The organism is Streptomyces sp. NPDC046977, assembly GCF_040644455.1.
In the GTDB taxonomy this organism is placed as follows: Bacteria; Actinomycetota; Actinomycetes; order Streptomycetales; family Streptomycetaceae; genus Actinacidiphila.
Genome location: NZ_JBEYWO010000010.1, coordinates 109,371 through 131,297, shown reverse-complemented (window position 1 = coordinate 131,297; position 21,927 = coordinate 109,371). Strand labels below are relative to the sequence as shown.

General features: G+C 72.6%; 15 protein-coding genes and 3 tRNA genes. 12 read left to right on the top strand and 6 right to left on the bottom strand.

The annotated features are described in order from the left end of the window. Positions 1-57: 57 nt before the first annotated feature. From dusB to ABZ883_RS17580, 3 genes are all read left to right on the top strand, one after another. Entirely contained in the window at positions 58-1,209 is a 1,152-nt protein-coding gene (gene dusB / locus ABZ883_RS17590; protein ID WP_360906739.1) for a tRNA dihydrouridine synthase DusB, read from the top strand. A 399-nt stretch (positions 1,210-1,608) separates the two neighbouring features. Beyond that, entirely contained in the window at positions 1,609-4,323 is a 2,715-nt protein-coding gene (gene ppdK / locus ABZ883_RS17585) for a pyruvate, phosphate dikinase (RefSeq protein WP_360906736.1), read from the top strand. A gap of 132 nt (positions 4,324-4,455) precedes the next feature. Next, a complete protein-coding gene (locus ABZ883_RS17580) occupies positions 4,456-5,820 on the top strand; it encodes an O-antigen ligase family protein (RefSeq protein WP_360906734.1) in 1,365 nt (454 codons plus the stop codon). Between the two features lie 67 nt (positions 5,821-5,887). Here ABZ883_RS17580 and ABZ883_RS17575 read toward each other — a convergent pair whose 3' ends face one another. Further along, complete coding sequence (locus tag ABZ883_RS17575) at positions 5,888-6,085, bottom strand: antitoxin (protein ID WP_360906732.1); 198 nt, start codon at positions 6,083-6,085, stop codon at positions 5,888-5,890. Between the two features lie 107 nt (positions 6,086-6,192). After that, a complete protein-coding gene (locus ABZ883_RS17570) occupies positions 6,193-6,894 on the bottom strand; it encodes an ElyC/SanA/YdcF family protein (RefSeq protein ID WP_360906994.1) in 702 nt (233 codons plus the stop codon). Positions 6,895-6,929: 35 nt separating this feature from the next. On the opposite strand from ABZ883_RS17570, the gene ABZ883_RS17565 reads away from it, so the two are divergent. From ABZ883_RS17565 to ABZ883_RS17540, 6 genes are all read left to right on the top strand, one after another. Beyond that, the gene (locus ABZ883_RS17565) at positions 6,930-7,361 is read left to right on the top strand and encodes a gamma-glutamylcyclotransferase family protein (protein ID WP_360906730.1); all 432 of its coding nucleotides are present in this window, start codon (positions 6,930-6,932) and stop codon (positions 7,359-7,361) included. A 725-nt stretch (positions 7,362-8,086) separates the two neighbouring features. After that, positions 8,087-9,394: a deoxyguanosinetriphosphate triphosphohydrolase gene (locus ABZ883_RS17560; RefSeq protein ID WP_360906728.1), complete on the top strand. Its 1,308-nt coding sequence runs from the start codon at positions 8,087-8,089 to the stop codon at positions 9,392-9,394. Between the two features lie 162 nt (positions 9,395-9,556). Continuing rightward, complete coding sequence (locus ABZ883_RS17555; RefSeq protein ID WP_360906726.1) at positions 9,557-10,819, top strand: FAD-dependent oxidoreductase; 1,263 nt, start codon at positions 9,557-9,559, stop codon at positions 10,817-10,819. Between the two features lie 30 nt (positions 10,820-10,849). Further along, positions 10,850-11,302, top strand: coding sequence for a GNAT family N-acetyltransferase (locus tag ABZ883_RS17550; protein ID WP_360906724.1), 453 nt, complete (start codon positions 10,850-10,852; stop codon positions 11,300-11,302). A 31-nt stretch (positions 11,303-11,333) separates the two neighbouring features. Then, on the top strand, positions 11,334-13,247 hold the full coding sequence (gene dnaG, locus ABZ883_RS17545) for a DNA primase (RefSeq protein ID WP_360906722.1): 1,914 nt from the start codon (positions 11,334-11,336) through the stop codon (positions 13,245-13,247). Between the two features lie 801 nt (positions 13,248-14,048). After that, entirely contained in the window at positions 14,049-15,302 is a 1,254-nt protein-coding gene (locus ABZ883_RS17540; protein ID WP_360906720.1) for an RNA polymerase sigma factor, read from the top strand. A gap of 76 nt (positions 15,303-15,378) precedes the next feature. On the opposite strand, the gene ABZ883_RS17535 is transcribed toward ABZ883_RS17540, so the two are convergent. From ABZ883_RS17535 to ABZ883_RS17520, 4 genes are all read right to left on the bottom strand, one after another. Beyond that, positions 15,379-17,286 (bottom strand): ABC transporter ATP-binding protein, encoded by a 1,908-nt coding sequence (locus ABZ883_RS17535; protein ID WP_360906992.1) that lies wholly within the window; start codon positions 17,284-17,286, stop codon positions 15,379-15,381. Positions 17,287-17,330: 44 nt separating this feature from the next. After that, entirely contained in the window at positions 17,331-19,073 is a 1,743-nt protein-coding gene (locus ABZ883_RS17530; protein WP_360906718.1) for an ABC transporter ATP-binding protein, read from the bottom strand. 101 nt (positions 19,074-19,174) lie between these two features. Continuing rightward, positions 19,175-20,629, bottom strand: a complete 1,455-nt coding sequence (locus tag ABZ883_RS17525; protein WP_360906715.1) for an FGGY family carbohydrate kinase — start codon at positions 20,627-20,629, stop codon at positions 19,175-19,177. Positions 20,630-20,692: 63 nt separating this feature from the next. Further along, the gene (locus ABZ883_RS17520) at positions 20,693-20,989 is read right to left on the bottom strand and encodes a YtxH domain-containing protein (RefSeq protein WP_360906713.1); all 297 of its coding nucleotides are present in this window, start codon (positions 20,987-20,989) and stop codon (positions 20,693-20,695) included. A 179-nt stretch (positions 20,990-21,168) separates the two neighbouring features. On the opposite strand from ABZ883_RS17520, the gene ABZ883_RS17515 reads away from it, so the two are divergent. The 3 genes from ABZ883_RS17515 (at position 21,169) to ABZ883_RS17505 (ending at position 21,567) form a co-directional block, all read left to right on the top strand. Then, positions 21,169-21,241: transfer RNA gene (locus tag ABZ883_RS17515), tRNA-Asn, on the top strand. 14 nt (positions 21,242-21,255) lie between these two features. Further along, a tRNA-Asn gene (locus ABZ883_RS17510) sits at positions 21,256-21,328 on the top strand. A 165-nt stretch (positions 21,329-21,493) separates the two neighbouring features. Beyond that, a tRNA-Ile gene (locus ABZ883_RS17505) sits at positions 21,494-21,567 on the top strand. The last annotated feature ends 360 nt before the right edge of the window (positions 21,568-21,927 follow it).

The following is a 21,927-nucleotide window of genomic DNA, read 5'->3' as shown; positions in this document are numbered from 1 at the left end:
TTCAATCTACACCCACCCCGGGCCCCGGTCTCCCGTGCATACGCGAGAATGGGAGGCATGACTGCAGACGCCATCACCGCCCCGTCGCTCACGATCGGCCCGCACACCGTGTGGCCGCCTGTGGTGCTGGCGCCGATGGCGGGCATCACCAACGCCCCCTTCCGCACGCTGTGCCGGGAGTTCTCCGGCGGCAAGGGGCTGTTCGTCTCCGAGATGATCACCACTCGGGCGCTCGTCGAGCGCAATGAGAAGACCATGCAGCTCATCCACTTCGACAAGAGCGAGAACCCCCGCTCGATCCAGCTGTACGGGGTGGACCCGGTGATCGTCGGCAAGGCGGTCCGGATGATCGTCGACGAGGACCTGGCCGACCACATCGACCTCAACTTCGGCTGCCCGGTCCCCAAGGTGACCCGCAAGGGCGGCGGTGCGGCCCTGCCGTACAAGCGCAACCTGTTCCGGTCGATCCTGCGCGAGGCCGTCGCGGGCGCGGGCGACCTGCCGGTCACCATCAAGATGCGCACGGGCATCGACGACGATCACGTCACCTACCTGGACGCGGGCCGTATCGCCGTCGAGGAGGGGATCGCCGCCGTCGCGCTGCACGGCAGGTCGCTCGCCCAGCACTACGGCGGCTCGGCCGACTGGGAGAAGGTCGCCCGCCTGAAGGAGCACGTCCCGGAGATCCCCGTGCTCGGCAACGGCGACATCTGGAGCGCCGAGGACGCGGTCCGGCTGATGCGCGAGACCGGTTGCGACGGCGTGGTCGTGGGCCGCGCCTGCCTGGGCCGGCCCTGGCTGTTCGGCGACTTCGTCGCCGCGTTCGAGGGCGGCGGCGACCTGGCCACCCCGGCGCTGCGCGAGGTCGCGGGGGTGATGCGGCGCCACGCGGAGCTGCTCGGGGAGTGGCTGGGTGACGAGGAGCGCGGTGTGATCGACTTCCGCAAGCACGTGGCCTGGTACACCAAGGGCTTCTCGGTCGGCTCCGAGATGCGCCGCAAGCTCGCCATGGCGTCCTCCCTGGCCGAGCTCGACGCCCACCTCGACGGACTCGAGCTCGACCAGGAATGGCCGGATGGCGCCGAAGGCCCGCGCGGCCGTACGGCGGCGGGCAAGCGCGTGGCGCTCCCGGACGGCTGGTTGGAGGACCCGTACGACTGCTCGGTGGTCGTCGACGCGGACGCGGAATCGGACACTTCCGGCGGCTGACGGCATTCCGGTCGGCCGTCGGGCCGTCCGCCGGGCCTGGTGCGGCGGCGGCGGGGCGAGTGATTCTCGCCACGTCTGATAGGGGCATTGCTCAGATGAGCACGTCGAGTGTCACATCATCTCTCTTAGGGGTGGCACTGGGTGCCATCGTTGTCGTCGCCATCCGGTCAAGCCATCCCTCGCATGGAGTAACAGAAACCGCTGGCAGTGATCACCGGGCGGCATCATGTGTTCGAGGATTGAATGCATCCGATGCCCGCCCGAACCGGTCCCGCGCTTTCGATCTGTCGGCCGATGGGTGGTTACAGCCGTGTGACCTGGTGATGGACGTACTGCAGCGCCTTAGGGATGGGTACGCTCCCCGCCGTCAGGGCATCCCGGCCGCGAGGAGCGAGTCCCGTGTCGGAAGAACAAGAAATCCAGAAGTTCGTCTACGACTTCACCGAGGGCAACAAGGACCTCAAGGACCTTCTCGGCGGCAAGGGCGCCAACCTCGCCGAGATGACCAACCTCGGCCTGCCCGTCCCTCCGGGCTTCACGATCACCACCGAGGCCTGCAAGGTCTACCTGGGCTCCGGCTCCGAACCCGCGGCCCTGCGCGACGAGGTGAGTGCGCACCTCGACGCGCTGGAACAGCGGATGGGCAAGAAGCTCGGCCAGCCGGACAACCCCCTGCTGGTCTCCGTGCGCTCCGGGGCGAAGTTCAGCATGCCGGGCATGATGGACACCGTCCTCAACATCGGACTGTCCGACGACTCCGTGGCCGGGCTCGCGGCGCAGGCCGGCGACGAGCGCTTCGCCTGGGACTCCTACCGCCGCCTGATCCAGATGTTCGGCAAGACCGTGCTGGGCGTGGAGGGCGACCTCTTCGAGGAGGCCCTGGAGGACGCCAAACGCGCCAAGGGCACCCACAGCGACCTCGACCTGGACGCCGCCGACCTGCGGGACCTGGTCGAGCAGTTCAAGGCCGTCGTGGCCAAGGAGACCGGCCGGGACTTCCCGCAGGACCCGCGCGAGCAGATGGACATGGCCGTCCGGGCCGTCTTCGAGTCCTGGAACGGCGAGCGCGCCATCCTCTACCGCCGCCAGGAGCGCATCCCCGGCGACCTCGGCACGGCCGTCAACATCTGCTCCATGGTCTTCGGCAACCTCGGCCCCGACTCCGGCACCGGCGTCGCCTTCACCCGCGACCCCGCCACCGGCCACCAGGGCGTGTACGGCGACTACCTGTGCAACGCGCAGGGCGAGGACGTCGTCGCCGGCATCCGCAACACCGTCCCGCTCGCCGAGCTGGAACAGCTCGACCGGACCTCGTACGACCAGCTCATGAAGATCATGGAGACCCTCGAGACGCACTACAAGGACCTGTGCGACATCGAGTTCACCATTGAGCGCGGCAAGCTGTGGATGCTGCAGACCCGGGTCGGCAAGCGCACCGCGGCCGCCGCCTTCCGCATCGCCACCCAGCTGGTCGACCAGGGGCTCATCGACGAGGCCGAGGCCCTGCAGCGGGTCAACGGCGGCCAGCTCGCGCAGCTGATGTTCCCCCGCTTCGACGAGAAGGCGAAGTCCGAGCGGATCGGCTGGGGCATCGCCGCCTCGCCGGGCGCGGCGGTCGGCAAGGCCGTCTTCGACTCGTACACCGCCGTGAAGTGGTCGCGCTCCGGCGAGAAGGTCATCCTCATCCGCCGCGAGACCAACCCCGACGACCTCAACGGCATGATCGCCGCCGAGGGCATCCTCACCTCGCGCGGCGGCAAGACCTCGCACGCCGCCGTCGTCGCCCGCGGCATGGGCAAGACCTGCGTCTGCGGCGCCGAGGAGCTGGAGGTCGACACCAAGCGGCGGCGCATGACGGCGCCCGGCGGTGTGGTGGTCGAGGAGGGCGACGTCGTCTCCATCGACGGCTCCTCCGGCAAGGTCTACCTGGGCACCGTCCCCGTCGTGCCGTCCCCGGTCGTGGAGTACTTCGAGGGCCGCATGCACGCGGGCGCCGACGACGCCGACGAACTCGTGCAGGCCGTGCACCGGATCATGGCCTACGCCGACCGCGTCCGCCGGCTGCGGGTGCGCGCCAACGCCGACAACGCCGAGGACGCCTCGCGCGCCCGCCGCTTCGGCGCCCAGGGCATCGGCCTGTGCCGCACCGAGCACATGTTCCTCGGCGAGCGCCGCGAACTCGTCGAGCGCCTGATCCTCGCCGACACCGACACCGAGCGCGAGCAGGCACTGAGCGCCCTGCTGCCGCTCCAGCGGTCCGACTTCGTCGAGCTCCTCGAGGCGATGGACGGCCTGCCGGTGACCGTGCGCCTGCTCGACCCGCCGCTGCACGAGTTCCTGCCCGACATCACCGAGCTGTCGGTGCGCGTCGCGCTCGCCGAGTCCCGCAAGGACGCCAACGAGAACGACCTGCGGCTGCTCCAGGCCGTCCACAAGCTCCACGAGCAGAACCCGATGCTGGGCCTGCGCGGCGTGCGCCTCGGCCTGGTCATCCCCGGCCTGTTCGCGATGCAGGTGCGGGCGATCGCCGAGGCAGCGGCCGAACGCAAGCACGCCAAGGGCGACCCCCGGGCCGAGATCATGATCCCGCTGGTGGGCACCGTCCAGGAGCTGGAGATCGTCCGCGACGAGGCCGAGTCGGTCATCGCCGAGGTCGAGGCCGCCACCGGCACCGAACTCGCCCTCGCCCTCGGCACGATGATCGAACTGCCCCGGGCCGCCCTGACCGCCGCGCAGATCGCCGAGGCCGCGGAGTTCTTCTCCTTCGGCACCAACGACCTCACCCAGACCGTGTGGGGCTTCTCCCGCGACGACGTGGAGGCCAGCTTCTTCACGGCGTACCTGGAGAAGGGCATCTTCGGCGTCTCCCCGTTCGAGACCATCGACCGCGACGGCGTCGGCTCGCTGGTGAAGTCCGCCGCCGAGGCCGGCCGCGCCACCCGCCCCGGCCTCAAGCTGGGCGTCTGCGGCGAGCACGGCGGCGACCCCGAGTCCGTCCACTTCTTCCACGAGGTGGGCCTGGACTACGTGTCCTGCTCCCCGTTCCGCATCCCCGTCGCCCGCCTGGAGGCGGGCCGGGCCGCGGCGCAGAACAGGGGCAACGGCAGCCGGTAACCACCCCGGCACCCCGAGACCATCTCCCACCCTCACCGGGGGCGGCACCTTTGTGCGAAGGTGCCGCCCCCGCTCCCCTTTGTTCGTCCCGACGACACCGGGCCGTCCGGTTCCGCGGTCAGGGTGGGGCGCATGGCAGCTCCCCGGCCCCTGCAGGCGGTCCTCCACGTCGTGCCGCTCATGGTGCTCGCGGTCGTCCTCCTCGACTCCGCGACCGACTTCTTCCCCGACGACCCGCTGACCGGCGTCGTCACCCCGGCCCGCCTCGCGCTCGGCCTCGGTCTCGTGGCGCTGGTAGCAGGCGGCGCGCGGCTGAGCAGCTTCCGCACGCGGCTGGACCTGCCCGTCGTGATCCTGCTGGGTGCCGCGGCGGCGACCACCTTCCTCGGCGGGCATCCCACCGCCCCGCTGCGCGGACTGCTGACCGTGGTCGCCGGCTTCTACTTCGTCGTCGGGCTGCGGCGCACCCAGCCCGAGTCCTGGCGGGCCTTCGGCCTGCTGGCGACGGTCTGCGTCGCGGCGGCCGGCATGGCGGCCTTCACCCAGGTCACCAATGACGTGCCGACCGGGTTCTGCCGCACCGGGATGCTCACCGACGTGGGCTGCGGCGCCGGCGGCTCCGAGGCGCTGACCCGGGCCGTGGGCACCTTCGCCAACCCGAACCTGCTGTCCGCCTTCCTCGTCCTGCTGACCCCGTTCCTGCTGCTCGCCGTCGTGGCGGTCGGCGAGCGCACCGCGCGGACCGCGGTCACCCTGGTGGCGGTGGTGGCGTACGGGGCCGTGCTCACGACGTACTCGCGCGCCGGCTACGTGGCCGCCGTCGCGGGCCTGCTGGTGCTGGGCGGCGCCTACTGGGTCGCGCCCCGCCTCGACCGGCGGCAGCGCCGGTTCGCGACCGGCGGAGGCGTGCTGCTCCTGCTGGCGGGCGGCGCGGCGATCTGGGAGACGTCCCGGGCCGGCGCCTCGCTGGGCGTGCGGGGGAACGCGTGGGAGGCGGCGCTGCGGATCGCGGCCCACAACCCGATGGGCGTCGGGCTCGACCGGGCCGGCGCGGTCGTCTCCGCGGCCGTCCCCGGCAAGCGGGTCTTCGTGCACACCCACAACATGTGGCTGAACTGGCTGGTGGAGACCGGCCCCGTCGGACTGCTGGGCATGCTCGGCATCACGGTGGTGGCCCTGCTGAGCGCGGCCCGGGCCGCGCGCGAGAAGTCGGTGATCGGCACCGCGGGGCTGGCCGCCCTCACCGGGTTCTTCCTGAGCGCGATGGTGGACCACCCCGCCAACCAGGACCGCATCGCCACGCTGCTCTGGCTCGTCCTGGGCGTCGTCATGGCCGAGGTGCCCGCCCGCTGGCGCCGCCCCGCCCCCACGGCCCCCCTCACGCGCCCGGCCGCCGCCCTGCCCGCGCCCCGGCACGGTGCCGGACGGCCCATCTCCGCCCGGCCGGCGGCACCGGTGCCGGCCCTGACGCGGCAGCGGCCGGAACCCCTGGGCTGATCGCGGGCCGGTCCTCGCGGCCGGGCCGCCGCGCGCCGCCCGAAGCGGGCGCGGCGGCCCGCCGGCGTCAGGGCTGCGGAGGCCGGTTCCCGCCCGATTCGCCCGTGCCGTACTCGTCGCTCAGCTTGTCCTGGGCGGTGTCGACCTGGCGCTGGTACTTGCCGCCGGTCCTCTCGTCGACCGTGTCGCCACCCTTGTCGATGCCCTTCTGGGCCTGACTCTCGTGGCCCTTCAGCTTGGCCTTGATCTTGTCCAACATGGACATCGCTGTCCTCCTTGCCGTGACGTGGCACTCCTCCCAGCATCACCGCCCCACTGAAGATCCGCATCCGGAGCCGCGCCCAATGCCGCAGGTGGGGAGCGGTTCGGCGGTCAGCGCAGCGCTTGCGCGATGCCCTGCTCGCGGGGGCCGAGGAACCGCGGGTCCGGGGTGAGGACGGCGTCGACGGCGGCCTTGGCGGCGCCGGCGATCTCACGGGCGCCGCCGTAGTACCAGGTGACGTCGCGGGGTTCGTCGACACCGATCCCGTAGGCGTCGACGCCCGCCGCGCGGCACAGCGCGAGCGCACGGCGGATGTGGAACCCCTGGCTGACCAGGAGCGCGTGGTCGACGCCGAAGATGCGCTTGGCCCGGGTGCAGGAGTCCCAGGTGTCGAAGCCGGCGTAGTCCAGGACGACCTTCGCGCGCGGGACGCCGTGCGTGGCGAGGTAGTCCCGCATGGCCGTCGGCTCGTCGTAGTCGGTGCGGCTGTTGTCGCCGGTGACGAGGACCGCCCGCACCTTCCCGGCGGAGTACAGGGCCGAGGCCGCGTCGAGCCGGTGGGCCAGATAGGGCGAGGGCTCGCCGTTCCACAGCCCGGCGCCGAAGACGACCGCGACCGGCTCGGCGGGCGCGTCGGCCAGGGTGCGGACCCGCGGGTCCGCGGTCAGCTGGAGCCATGTGGCGGGCAGCAGCGCCAGCACGCACACCGCCACGGCCGCACGCAGCAACCGCCGCCTGCCCCGCCTGGACCTGGGCAGGCGTGCCGCCAGGGCCCTGACACCTGTCCGTACCTTCCCGCGCAACCGCTTCACGCCCGAGTCGACGCCGCCCACGTCCCTGCGGTTCCATGATGACCGTGCGAGACGACCACTCCCGCCTCCCGTTCTTCGTGTACGGGACCTTGCGGCCCGGCGAGATCAACCACTCCTGGCTGCTGCGCGGCCGCATCGCCACGGAGACCCCGGCCGTCCTGCACGGCGCCCTGCTCTTCGACGGCCCGGGCTACCCGTACGCCGTGTCCGACCCGCGGGGTCACGTCCAGGGCGATGTCGTGCGGCCGGTCGACGACCTCTACGAGGACGTCCTCGCCGACCTCGACCGGCTGGAGGAGTACACCCCCGGCGCGGCCGACAACCTCTACGAACGCGTCGTCCGCGACGTCCGCACCTACGCCGGCCGGACCCTCCCCGCCTGGGTGTACCTCGCCGCCCCCGCCCACGAACGCGACCTGCGCGCCTCCGGCAGCCCCATCCACGGCGGCGACTGGAAACACCGCTGAGCCGGCGGCCGTGCCGCGGTGTGCGGGTCCCGCTCCTGCGGGCGCAGGCCTCCGGGCGGCCGGGGCCGGAGGTCGTCGCGGACGGTTGCGGCGATCCTGGGGCCTGTGGACGGCGCGGGTGTGACGGTGCGTCCGGGCTGCCCTGACCTCGAGGAGAGCTGTCGGCCCGCGTTGCGCTGCTCGGTGAGGCCGTGCGGCGCGTGGCCCCGAGGAGCTACGGACGGCGCCGGCACTGACGGCGTGTTCCGGTTCCAGCCCCGACGACCGCTGCCTGACGGCCCCTCGCCGTGCTGCGCCGGGTCATGCCGGCGCGGGGTCAGCAGTCGCCGCGGGCACCCCGCCCTTGGTCCCACCCCGTGCACCTGGGCGGCCGGATGGCCGTGCTGTCCGCGGAAGCGCTGAACGTCCTGGTGGCCGGGGCCGGCCGCCGCGGGGTCGTGCGACCCGAGGTCCGCGCAGGACATGGGTCCGTTGTGGGCACGGCCGGCGGCGCCCCGATGGGTACGGGGTGCCCGAGCCGGTTGCGGAGGGGCCGAGGCGCCGCCTCGCGAACTGCAGAGCCGGACTGCTTCGCGGCAGCCGCGCCACCGGGCGCGCACCCCGCGGCGGGATGCCGCACCGCTGCGACCGGGCACGGGCCGCGCCCGGAAGGTCCACTCGGCCGTGCGGGCCGGCCGGGCGGCGCGGGGCGGCCCGTGCGGGGCCGCGCCGGATACTGTCGCCGTATGGACCTGAACCACCAGGCAGCGGACGAGTACGCCCCCTACAGCCAGGCCGACACCGAGCGCTTTGTGCCCGAGCCCGACAAGCGGCCCGGCCGCACCTCGTTCCAGCGGGACCGCGCGCGCATGCTGCACTCGGCCGGGCTGCGCAAGCTCGCCGGCAAGACCCAGGTGGTGGACCCGGTCGACGACGAGCGGGCGATCAACAGCAGTCCGCGCACGCGGCTCACCCACAGCCTGGAGTGCGCCCAGGTCGGCCGGGAGCTCGGTGCCGCGCTCGGCTGCGACCCGGACCTGGTGGAGACGGCGTGCCTGGCGCACGACATCGGCCACCCGCCCTTCGGGCACAACGGCGAGATGGTGCTCGCCGAGGTCGCCCAGGACTGCGGCGGCTTCGAGGGGAACGCGCAGAGCCTGCGCATCATCACCCGCCTGGAGCCCAAGCGCTTCACGCACGACGACGACGGCGCGCTGGTCAGCGTCGGCCTCAACCTCACGCGCGCGGCGCTGGACGCGGCGACCAAGTACCCCTGGCCGCGAGGTGCCCATCCCACGCAGCCCGGCAGTCCCAAGTTCGGGGTCTACGAGGACGACCTGCCGGTCTTCGCGTGGCTGCGCGGCACCGCCCCGGCGGACCGCCCGTACGGGCAGTGCTTCGAGGCGCAGGTCATGGACTGGGCGGACGACGTGGCGTACTCCGTCCACGATGTCGAGGACGGGCTGCACGCCGGGCATCTGGACCCGGCCGTGCTGCTGGCCGAGCCGGAGCGGCGCGAGATCTTCGCCGTGGCCGCCGCGCGTTACGCGCCGGGCGCCGAGGAGGACGAGCTCGCCGAGACCCTGGACCGGCTGCTGGACATGGAGTGGTGGCCGCACGGCTTCGACGGATCGGCCATCGCGCAGGCCCGGTTGAAGGACGCCACCTCGCAGCTCATCGGCCGGTTCTGCCTCGCCGCCGAGCGCGCCACCCGCGACGCCTTCGGCACCGGCCGGCTCACCCGCTACCGCGCGCAGTTGGTCGTGCCGCGCGAGCAGCGCCTGGAATGTGCGGTGCTCAAGGCGGTCGCCGACCGCTACGTGATGCAGCGCGAGGCGCAGGAGCGGCGGCGCGCCCAGCAGCGGGTGGTGATCGGCGAGCTGGCCGAGGCGCTGCTCGCGCGGGCGCCCGAGGGGCTGGACCCGCAGTTCCGCGGGATGTTCGACGCGGCCAAGGACGACCGGGCCCGCAAGCGGGCCGTCGTCGACCAGATCGCCTCCCTGACCGACTCGGCGGCGACCGCCTTGCACGCCCGGCTCACCGCCGGGCGGTGAGCCCCCGGCGGGCCCCCGCCCGCCCCCCGGAGGGTGTCCGGGAGACGTCCGCCCCGGCGCGGCACTCTTCCCGTGGGCCGTGCCGTGCGGGACGCTCACCTCACTGGCAATTGCCAGAGGGAGGGCACCCGGGCACCCGAGGGACTTTCAGGGAGGCGCACAGTGGTGGACGCAGACCAGACATTCGTCATCGTCGGGGCGGGACTCGCGGGGGCGAAAGCGGCGGAGACGCTTCGCTCCGAGGGGTTCACCGGCCGCGTGATACTGATCGGGGACGAGCGCGACCACCCGTACGAGCGCCCGCCGTTGTCCAAGGGGTTCCTCCTGGGCAACGAGGAGCGCGACTCGGTCTTCGTGCACCCCGCCGCGTGGTACGCCGAGCACGACGTGGAGCTCCATCTCGGCCAGCCGGTCACCGGCCTGGACCGGGCGGCCAAGCGCATCACGCTGGGCGACGGCACCTCCATCCCGTACGACAAGCTGCTGCTGGCCACCGGTGCCGAGCCGCGCCGGCTGGACATCCCCGGCACCGACCTCGTCGGCGTGCACCACCTGCGGCGGCTCGCGCACGCCGAGCGGCTGAAGAACGTGCTGACCACCCTCGGCCGGGAGAACGGCCATCTGGTCATCGCCGGGGCGGGCTGGATCGGCCTGGAGGTCGCGGCGGCCGCCCGGGGCTACGGCGTCGAGGTCACCGTGGTGGAGGCGCAGCCCTGCCCGCTGCACTCGGTGCTCGGCCCCGAACTGGGCGAGGTCTTCGCGGACCTGCACCGCGAGCACGGGGTGCGGTTCCACTTCGGCGCGAAGCTCACCGGGATCACCGGCCAGGACGGCATGGTGCTGTCCGCCCTCACCGACGACGGCGAGGAGCACCCCGCCCACGACGTGCTCGCCGCCATCGGCGCCGCGCCCCGCACCGCGCTGGCCGAGGCCGCCGGGCTCGCGCTCGCCGACCGCGAGGCCGGCGGTGGGGTCGCCGTCGACGCGTCCCTGCGCACCTCCGACCCCGACATCTTCGCGGCCGGTGATGTCGCCAACGCCGAACACCCGCTGCTGGGCGGCCGGTTGCGGGTGGAGCACTGGGCGAACGCGCTGAACAGCGGGCCGGTGGCGGCGCGCGCGATGCTGGGCAAGGACGTGAGCTACGACCGCGTCCCGTACTTCTTCACCGACCAGTACGACCTGGGCATGGAGTTCTCCGGGCACGCCGCCCCCGGCACGTACGACCAGGTGCTGGCCCGTGGCGACGTCGGCAAGCGGCAGTTCATCGCGTTCTGGCTGCGCGAGGGCCGGGTGCTGGCCGGGATGAACGTCAATGTGTGGGACGTCACCGACACCATCCAGAAACTCATCCGCTCCGGCCGCCGGGTCGACGCCGAGGCGCTCGCCGACCCCACCGTGCCGCTGACCTCCCTGCTGGAATGAGCGCCCGCACGGTCGCCTAGCATGGTCCTCATGGAGTTCCGTACCGCTGTCGTGCCCGTCGAGGAGATCTTCGATCTGCGCTGGACCGTGCTGAGGCCGGGACTCCCGCGCGAATCCGCGATCTTCGTCGAGGACGGCCACCCGGCCGCGTTCCACATGGCGGGCTACGACGGCGAAGGCGCCCTTGCCCCGGTCGTGACATGCGTCACGCTCTTCCCGGAGCAGCTGCCGGGGCACCAGGAGGCCGCCTACCGCATCCGCGGCATGGCCACCGCCGCCGAGGTACGCGGCCGCGGCCTGGGCTCCGCGCTGCTGGGCGCGGCCCTCGCGGAGGCCCGGGAGCGCGGGGCGGAGCTGGTCTGGTGCAACGGCCGCACGTCGGCCCGCGGCTTCTGGGAGGGGCAGGGCTTCACAGCGGTGGGCGAGGAGTTCGTCCTGCAGCCCGCGGGCCCGCACTTCCTGTTCGTGGCCAAGCTGGTCTGAGCGCGCCCGGGCGGCGCCGTAGAATCCCTGTGTGGCAGGGCGGATCAGGGACGAGGACGTCAGGGCGGTGCGGGACGCGGTCCCGATCGACGCCGTCGTCTCGGAGTACCTGCAGCTCAGGAACGCCGGCGGAGGCAACCTCAAGGGCCTGTGCCCCTTCCACGACGAGAAGTCCCCCTCCTTCCAGGTGAGCCCCAGCAAGGGGCTGTACCACTGCTTCGGCTGCCAGGAGGGCGGCGACACCCTCGACTTCGTGATGAAGGTCGACCATCTGTCCTTCTCCGAGGCCGTCGAGCGGCTGGCCGCCGTCGCCGGCATCACCCTGCGGTACGAGGACGGCGGCTACACGCCCGGCCGCCAGCAGGGCGAGCGGATCCGCCTCATCGAGGCGCACAAGGCCGCCGCGCAGTTCTACGTGGAGCAGCTCGGCAGCGCCGAGGCCGAGATCGGCCGCGCGTTCCTCGCCGAGCGCGGCTTCGACCAGGCGGCCGCCGAGCACTTCGGAGTGGGCTACGCCCCGGCCGGCTGGGACCACCTGGTGCGCTTCCTGCGCGGCAAGGGCTTCAGCGACCGCGAGCTGATCGTCTCCGGCCTGGCCAGCGAGAGCCGCCGCGGCGGGGCCATCGACCGGTTCCGCGGCCGGCTGATCTGGCCGATCCGCGACATCACCGGCGAGGTCATCGGCTTCGGCGCGCGCCGGCTCCGCGACGACGACCAGGGCCCGAAGTACCTCAACACGCCCGAGACGCCGATCTACAAGAAGTCGCAGGTCCTGTACGGCATCGACCTGGCCAAGAAGGAGATCGCCCGCACCAGCCGGGCCGTCGTCGTCGAGGGCTACACCGATGTCATGGCCTGCCACCTCGCCGGCATCACCACCGCCATCGCGACCTGCGGCACCGCCTTCGGCGGCGACCACATCAAGATCCTGCGCCGGCTGCTGATGGACAACGCCAACGCGGAGGTGGTCTTCACCTTCGACGGCGACGAGGCCGGCCAGAAGGCCGCCCTGCGGGCCTTCGAGGACGACCAGAAGTTCGCCGCCGAGACCTCCATCGCCATCACGCCCGGCGGCATGGACCCGTGCGACCTGCGCCTGGCCGAGGGCGACGCGGCCGTGGAGCGGCTGGTCGACTCCCGTACGCCGCTGTTCGCGTTCGCCCTGCGGTCGGCGGTGGCCCGCTACAACCTGGAGACCGCGGAGGGCCGCGCCTCCGCGCTGGAGGCGGGCGCGCCCATCGTCGCCGGCATCAAGAACTCCGCCATCCAGCACGAGTACGCCGTACAGCTCGCCGGCATGCTGGGCATCCTCGACACCCAGTTTGTCGTGCGCCGGGTGGGCCAACTCGCCCGCTGGCAGCGCGAACGCCGCCAGTCCGGTGCGGGAGCCGCGGGCCCCCGCACCGCACGTCCCGCGGCGCCCCCGGCCGGCCCCGCCGCGCCCTCGGGTCCGCGCGGCCCGCGGCTGGACATGCGCAGCCCCGCCCAGCGCGTCGAGCGTGAACTGCTCAAACTCGCCCTGCAGTACCCGGAGTTGGTCTCTCCGGCCTTCGACGCGTACGGCGAGGACGAGTTCACCGCCCCGCCCTACATCGCCGTGCGGCGCGCGATCAGCGAGGCAGGCGGCGCGGAGTACGCGGACGCGCGGTTCCTGACCCGGGTGCGCGACGTCGCCCCGGACGACACCGTGCGCTCGCTGGTCACCGAACTCGCCGTGGAACCGGTCCAGCACAAGACCCCCGAGGTCTACGCCGGCAAGATCCTCGTCGATGTGCGCCGCCAGGCCGTCGCCCGCCGCGTCGCCCAGCTCAACGCCGACCACACCCGGCTCACCGCCCAGGGCCCCCGTGCCGACCAGGACCAGCTCGCGGCGATCGGCGGCGAACTGTGGGCGCTCCAGCAGTACGACCACCGCCTCCGCGAACAGGGCGCTGCCGCCCTGTAACCGCCCCGTCCGCCCCCGTCCCGGGCGGGCATGCGCCCGCAGCGCCGGGCCGGGGCGGGGCCCGCCCGCGCGGCCTGGTGGCCTCCGCCGGTACGCCGCCGCAGCGGGGCACGCGCTGTACCGGGCCCGCCTCGTCGCCCTGTGTCGATCGTCCCAAGTAGGCCCGGGCCGGGCGGGCTTGCGGGCCGTGTCCGGAACGCGGGGCCGGGGCAGCCTGCCCGCGCGGTCGGTTCGGGTGGCTGCTTGGTGACCCCCGGCCGGTGCGCCGCCCACGGCAATACGCGTCGGCGCAGGCCGACCGGTCCCGGCGCCACGCCGCCGGCGCGCGCGGTAGCGGTCCCGCCCTGTCTGTCCCTGTGCGGATCGTCCCGGGTGCGCCCGGGCCGGGCGGGCTTGCGGGCCGCGTCCGGAACGCGGGTCAGGGAGGCCCGCCCTCGTGGGCGGGCAGCGTGCCCGGATGGCGCCCGCCGGTACGCCGCCGTCCGGCATGCGGCGGCCGCTCATGGCGATGCGCGTCGGCCCGTCCGTCTCCGTGCCGCTTGCAGGCCGCGCCCGCAGCGCGGGGTCGGGGAGGTCCGCCCGCGCGGACGGGCAGCGTGCCCTGGTGGCCACCTCCGGGCCGCCGTGCGGTCGGCCAGGGCGACGGCCGACGGCGCGTGGTGCCTGAGCCGGACAGCGGTCACCCGGGACCGCCCGCCGCGCCGTCGGCGTGACCGCGGGGTTGCCCTCGGTCACACTCGGTCGGAAAAAGCGGCGCACGACCCTCGTGGGCCCGGTGTGCCGTACGCCACACTGGGGGCGGTGCAAGAGTCCTCGGAGCGCGGAATTCCGGGCGGCGCCGATGCCGGCGCCCAGGGAGTACCGCTGACGGCGAACTCCCGGACGGGCCGCGGCGAGGGCGCCGCAACCGTTCCGCTGTCGCGCGCCTCCGAGTCCGTGGTTGCGCACACCGTGGAGGTCGCTCCCGTGCAGATCCAGACCCTGACGCCCCCGGCCCTCGTGACGGACGACCTGCTGGAACGGGTCCCGGAGCAGCAGCACGCCGCCCTCCACCCGGAGGGGGCCGCCGGGCCCGAGCCGGACGCGGAAGGCCCGGAGGACGACGACCCGGGCCCGGTACGGTCGTTCAAGGAGGACGTGGCGGGACCGTCCGCCGACCTCTTCCGGCAGTACCTGCGGGAGATCGGCCGCATACCCCTGCTGACCGCCGTCGAGGAGGTCGAACTCGCCCGCCGCGTCGAGGCCGGCCTGTTCGCCGAGGAGAAGCTGAGCAGCACCCCGGACCTCGACTCGCGGCTCGCCGTGGACCTCGACCGCCTGGTCGTCCTCGGCCGGATGGCCAAGCGGCGGCTCATCGAGGCCAACCTCCGCCTCGTCGTCTCGGTCGCCAAGCGCTACGTCGGCCGCGGCCTGACCATGCTCGACCTGGTGCAGGAGGGCAATCTCGGCCTGATCCGCGCCGTGGAGAAGTTCGACTACGCCCGCGGCTACAAGTTCTCCACCTACGCGACCTGGTGGATCCGGCAGGCCATGAGCCGCGCCCTGGCCGACCAGGCCCGCACCATACGCGTCCCGGTGCATGTCGTGGAGCTCATCAACCGCGTCGTCCGCGTCCAGCGCCGGCTGCTCCAGGAGCGGGGCTACGAGCCCTCCAACGAAGAGGTCGCCGCGCATCTCGACATCCCGCCCGAGCGCGTCGCGGAGGTCCTGCGCCTGGCCCAGGAGCCCGTCTCGCTGCACGCCCCCGTGGGCGAGGAGGAGGACGTCGCCCTCGGCGACCTCATCGAGGACGGCGACGCCGCCTCGCCCGTGGAGTCCGCCGCCTTCCTGCTCCTGCGCGAGCACCTGGAGGCCGTGCTGTCCACCCTCGGCGAGCGCGAGCGCAAGGTCGTCCAGCTCCGCTACGGCCTCGACGACGGCCGTCCGCGCACCCTGGAGGAGATCGGCCGTATCTTCGGCGTGACGCGCGAGCGCATCCGCCAGATCGAGTCCAAGACCCTCAACAAGCTCCGCGACCACGCCTTCGCCGATCAGCTCCGCGGCTACCTCGACTGATCGCGGCCCCTGACGCGATGACGGGACCCCCGGCGGAGCGTTCCGCCGGGGGTCCCTGTGCTGCCGTGTGCCGCGGTCAGTCGACCTCGGCGACCGCCTGGGCGAACTGCGCCGCGTACAGGCGCGCGTAGGCGCCGTCCTTGAGCAGCAGTTCCTCGTGGGTGCCCTGTTCGACGATGTCGCCGCTCTCCATGACGAGGATGACGTCCGCGTCGCGGATCGTGGAGAGCCGGTGGGCGATGACGAAGCTGGTGCGGCCGTGGCTGAGCTGCGCCATCGCCCGCTGGATCAGCACCTCGGTGCGGGTGTCGACCGAGCTGGTCGCCTCGTCGAGGACGAGGATGACCGGGTCGGACAGGAACGCCCGGGCGATGGTGATCAGCTGCTTCTCGCCCGCGCTGACGCCCGTGCCCTCGTCGTCGATGACGGTGTCGTAGCCGTCGGGGAGGGTGCGGATGAAGCGGTCGGCGTGCGCGGCACGCGCGGCCTCCTCGATCTGCTCGCGGGTGCTGCCTTCGGTGCCGTACGCGATGTTCTCCGCGATCGTGCCGCCGAACAGCCAGGTGTCCTGGAGCACCATGCCGATCCCGGACCGCAGTTCCTCCCGCGACATGGACGCGATGTCGGTGCCGTCCAGCGTGATCCGCCCGCCGGTGACCTCGTAGAACCGCATCAGCAGGTTGACCAGGGTGGTCTTGCCCGCGCCGGTCGGGCCGACGATGGCCACGGTGTGGCCGGGCTCGACGGCCAGCGACAGGTCGTCGATGAGCGGCTTGTCGGGCTCGTAGCGGAAGGCGACGTCCTCGAAGCGGACCTCGCCGCGCAGTTCCTTGCGCAGGCTGAGCGCCTTCGGGTCGGGGCTCTGCTCCGGCGCGTCGAGGAGTTCGAAGACCCGCTCGGCGGACGCCACACCGGACTGCACCAGGTTGGACATGCTCGCCACCTGCGTCAGCGGCTGGCTGAACTGCCGGGAGTACTGGATGAACGCCTGCACGTCGCCGATGGACAGCGCGCCGCTGGCCACCCGCAGGCCGCCGACGACCGCCACCAGGATGTAGTTGATGTTGCCGATGAACATCATCGCGGGCTGGATGATGCCGGAGATGAACTGCGCCCGGAAGCCCGACTCGTAGAGCGCCTGGTTCTGCTCGTGGAAGGCCTGTGCGGACTCCTCCTGGCGGCCGAAGACCTTCACCAGGGTGTGCCCGGTGTACATCTCCTCGATGTGGGCGTTGAGCTTGCCCGTGGTCCGCCACTGGGCGACGAACTGCGGCTGCGCGCGCTTGCCGACGGCGGTGGCGACCACCACCGACAGCGGCACCGTGACCAGCGCGACCAGCGCCAGCAGCCACGAGATGGAGAACATCATCGCGAGCACGCCCACGATCGACAGCAGCGCGAAGATGATCTGGCCCAGCGTCTGCTGCATCGTCTGGCCGATGTTGTCGATGTCGTTGGTGGCCCGGCTCAGCACCTCGCCGCGCGGCTGCTGGTCGAAGTACGACAGCGGCAGCCGGGCCAGCTTCTCCTCGACGTCCCGGCGCAGCCGGTAGATCGAGCGCTGGATGATCCGGGTGGCCAGCCGGCCCTGGACGATCGCGAAGACGGCGGCGGCCGCGTAGATCGCGACGGCGATCAGCAGCACATGGCCGACCGCGTCGAAGTCGATGCCGTGCCCGGGGGTGAAGTCGATGGACCGGAGCAGGTCGGCGACGGTGTCGTTGCCCTGCTGCCGCAGGTGCTCGATCGCGGTGGCCTTGTCGGTGCCGGCGGGTATGGACCGGCCGATGACGCCGGCGAAGATCAGGTCGGTGGCACGGCCCAGGATGCGCGGCCCGAGGACGTTGAGGCCGACGCCCAGGATCGTGCACGCCAGCATCGCGTACAGCAGGGTGCGTTCGGGGCGCATCAGGCCGAGCAGGCGCTTGCCCGAGCCCTTGAAGTCCATGGAGCGCTCGGTGGGCTGGCCGCTCATGAAGCGCATCGGTCCCGCCGCCGGCGTCGGCCCGCGGCGGGGGGTGGGGACGCTCACGCGGCCTCCTTCTCGGTGAGCTGGGAGAGCACGATCTCCCGGTACGTCGGATTGCCGTCCATCAGTTCGCGGTGGGTGCCGGTGCCCACGACCCGGCCCTCGTCGAGGACGACGATGCGGTCGGCGTCGCGGATGGTGCTGACCCGCTGGGCGACGATCACGACCGTGGCCTGCGCGGTCTGCCGGGCCAGCGCGCGCCGCAGGGCGGCGTCGGTCGCGTAGTCCAGCGCCGAGAAGGAGTCGTCGAAGAGGTAGATGCGCGGTTTGCGGACCAGGGCCCGGGCGATCGCCAGGCGCTGCCGCTGACCGCCGGAGACATTGGTGCCGCCCTGGGCGATGGGGGCGTCGAGCCCGGAGCCGTCCTCGGAGAGCCGCTCCACGAACTCCCGCGCTTGCGCGGTCTCCAGGGCCTGCCACAGCTCCTCGTCGGTCGCCTCCGGGTTGCCGTAGCGGAGGTTGGAGGCGACGGTGCCGGAGAAGAGGTACGGCTTCTGCGGGACGAGGGCGACGGTCTCGGCGAGGTCCACCGGGTCCAGTTCGCGGACGTCGACCCCGTCGATCAGCACCTGGCCGCCCGTGGCGTCGAACAGCCGCGGCACCAGCCCCAGCAGGGTGCTCTTGCCGCTGCCGGTGGAGCCGATGACCGCGGTGGTCTCACCGGGCCGGGCGATCAGGCCGATCGCGTGCAGCACCTCGGCCTCGGCCCCCGGGTACTTGAAGTCCGCGGCGCGCAGCTCCAGCTCGCCGCGGCGCACCGGCAGCCGCACGGGCTGCGCGGGCGGCACGACGCTGGTCTCGGTGCCCAGCACGTCCTCGATGCGCTCGGCGCAGACCTCCGCGCGGGGCACCATCATCACCATGAAGGTCGCCATCATGATCGACATCAGGATCTGCATCAGATAGCTGATGAAGGCGGTGAGCGCGCCGATCTGCATGCCCCCGCTGTCGATGCGGTGCGCGCCGAACCACAGGACGGCGACGCTGGTGAGGTTCACCACGGCCATCGCGATGGGGAACATCAGCGTCATCATCCGTCCCGCGCGCAGCGAGACATCGGTGAGTTCGTCATTGGCCTTGCCGAAGCGCTGCTGCTCGAACTCGTCCTTGTTGAAGGCCCGGATGACCCGGATGCCGGAGATCTGCTCGCGCAGGACGCGGTTGACGGTGTCCAGCCGCTGCTGCATCCCGCGGAACAGGGGGCGGAGCTTCCGGACGAGCAGCACGATCAGTACCGCCAGCACGGGCACGACCGCGAGCAGCAGGGAGGACAGCGGAACGTCCTGGCCGAGGGCCATGACGATGCCGCCGAAGCACATGATCGGCGCCGTGACCATCAGCGTGAAGGTCATCAGCACCAGCATCTGGACCTGCTGCACGTCGTTGGTCGAGCGGGTGATCAGCGACGGGGCGCCGAACTGCCCGACCTCGCGGGCGGAGAAGCGCTGCACCCGGTCGAAGACCGAGGCGCGGATGTCCCGGCCGACGGCCATGGACGTACGGGCGCCGAAGAAGGTGGCGCCGACGGAGCAGGCGAGCTGCGCGAGGGTGACGGCGACCATGATGCCGCCGAGCTGCAGGATGTAGCCCGTGTCACCCTTCACGACGCCGTTGTCGATGATGTCGGCGTTCAGTGTGGGCAGGTAGAGCATGGCGATGGTCGCCACGAGCTGGAGGACCACGAGCACGGCTATGGAACGCCGGTACGGGCCCAGGTGGGAGCGGAGGAGTCGGATCAGCACGACCGCTGACCCTATAGTCCGAAGGTTGCCACAGGCACCCGATTTACCGGGGCATTCCTCACACCCGGAAAGACCCTGACGCATCCGTGTGCGTGCGGCGATCAGCCCCCGAACGCCCCCGGATGCGTCTGCTCACGCACCGCGACGAACTGCTGCCGCACCGAGTGCCCGATCGCCCCGTCGTCCGGCCCGGCGTCGACGACCGCGTACTCCGCCTGCTGCCAGTACGGGGGCTGCTCGGGCGAGCCCTTGCCCTCCGCCACCGCCAGCGCCCACGCCGCCTGCCGGGCCGCGCCCAGCGCCGCGTACTCCGCCGGCGGCGGGATCACGATCTGCGCGCCCAGCAGCGCCGGGGCCAGCGACCGCACCGCCGGCAGATCGCCCGCGGGGCCCAGCAGGAAGATCCGGCGCACCTCCACACCCCGCCCGCGCAGCATGTCGAGCGCGTCCGCGAGCCCGCACAGCATGCCCTCGAAGGCCGCCCGCGCCAGGTGTTCGGGCTTCATGCTCTCGCGCCGCAGGCCCGTGAGGGTGCCCGCGGTGTGCGGCAGATCGGGGGTGCGCTCACCCTCCAGATAGGGGAGCAGCACCAGCCCGTACGAGCCCGGGGTGGAACGCAGCGCCAGTTCCGACAGCCCCGCGAGGTCGGTGCCCAGCAGATCGGCGGTGCCGCGCAGCACCCGTACGGCGTTGCGGGTGTGCAGCATCGGCAGATGGTGTCCGGTCGCGTCCGCGAAGGAGGTGATCGTGCCGGACGGGTCGTTCAGCGCCTGGTGGTGCACCGCGAAGACGGTGCCGGCGGCGCCCAGTGACACCACCGCGTCACCCGGCCCGACGCCCAGTCCGAGCGCGGCCGCCATGTTGTCCCCGGTGCCGGCCGAGATCAGCAGCCCCTCGGGGGTGCGTCCGGCGGGCTGGGCGGGAGCCAGCACCTCGGGCAGCCCCACCGCGTGGCCGAGCGCCCGCTCCACGATGTCGGTGCGGTACTGGCCGGTGGCCGCCGACCAGTAGCCGGTGCCGGAGGCCTCGCCGCGGTCGGTGGTCCGCCGCTGCGGCCGGCCCATCAGCTGCCAGACCAGCCAGTCGTGGGGGAGCAGCACCTCGGCGATGCGCCCGGCCGCGGCCGGCTCGTGCTGCGCCAGCCAGCGCAGCTTCGCCACCGGGTACGCCGCCTGCGGCACCGACCCGACCGCCGCCGCCCAGCCGGCCTTGCCGCCCAGTTCCTCGGTGAGGTCGGCGGCCTGTATCTGCGCCCGCTTGTCGTTCCGCAGCAGCGCGGGCCGCACCAGCGCGCCGCCGGCGTCCAGCGCCAGCAGGCCGTGCTGCTGCCCCGACACGCCGATCGCCTGGACGCCCTCCAGCATCCCGCTCCTGGCCGCCTCGCCGAGCGACAGCAGCCACGCCTCCGGATCGATCTCCGTCAGCGTCCCCGCGTCCTCCGCCCCCTGCGCCGGATGCGGGGCGTGGCTCTGCCGGAGCACGGCCCCGCTGTCCGCGTCGCACACGACCACGGTCGTCCCGGCACCGGAGCTGTCGATCCCCGCCACAATCCCCATGCGTCGCATCATGCCGTACGCGCGCCGCACGCAGGGCGACCGGGCCGGGCCGGCCCGGGGCCGTCAGGTGGTGCCGGTGCCCCAGTCGTCCTGGTCCCCGCCGTTGCCGCGCAGCCGGCGCACCCGGTCGGCCACCGCGGGCGGCAGCCGGTCGCCGACCTTCGCCGACACCGCGTCCACGGCCTTCACGGCCGCCTCACGCCCGGTCTGCCCCGCGGTCTCCACGGTGTTCCGCACCGCGGGGTTCTGGGCGATCCGCTGCGCGCTCTTGCGCAACTGCTCGTACCGCTCGCGGCCGGCCCGCGCCCCGAGCACGTACCCGACGGCGATCCCGCTGATGAACGTCAGTCGGTAGCGCATGGCTCCACCTCTCGTGGGTCCTCTGGGGCTGTGTTCCGCGCCTACCCGCTGTGGCCTGCGGACAACCGCGGCGTTACCGGTTGGCGGAGCACCCCCCACCTTGCGCTAATGTATGTGTCGCAGCGAGCGCACGCCGTCCGGGATGCCGGAAACGGGTACATTCGGTGCAAGCGGAGCAATCCCCTGTAGCTCAATTGGCAGAGCAGCCGGCTGTTAACCGGCAGGTTACTGGTTCGAGTCCAGTCGGGGGAGCTCGCGCAAGTCTTTCCCCTGTAGCTCAATTGGCAGAGCAGCCGGCTGTTAACCGGCAGGTTACTGGTTCGAGTCCAGTCGGGGGAGCGGTGATCAAGGACTCCTTCGGGGGTCCTTTTTCGTGTGCGGGAACCGATCACCGGGTGATCGAGGTCTCCCAGGTGGTGCGTCTGTGACCCGCGAGGGCGACAGATCGTATGAGCAGCTATGCTGCGGCAGACGGCGTGCACGACACGTGAAGGCGCGCCGTACGGGGCGGTAGCTCAGCCGGTTAGAGCAGCGGACTCATAATCCGTCGGTCGTGGGTTCGAGTCCCACCCGCCCCACCCTGGGACGAGGGCGCAGGCGTTGGACGCCCTGCGCCCGAGTGCCCAACCGGGTTGGGGCCAGGGGTGGATGCTCACCCGCTCGGGTGGTCCTGTGTGAGCGGGCGTCCGAACGGCCGCCTGACACGCCCGCGGAGCGGGCACAGCTGTCTTCTCCGCGATCGCCCGGTCCACTTGAGGCAGAGGGCCCGTAGGCGTCGGACGCCGGCTGGGTCGTCGTGTGCCGCAGCGTCTTTCTCACCGCGGAGATCTCACCGCCAGTCGCGTGCACCTGAGTTGCCGCCACATGGCGTAAGTCCCGCGGATCGATCGGCGGCAAGTCCGCCTCCCGGGGTCGCCGCTGGCCTGTACGCCCTCTTC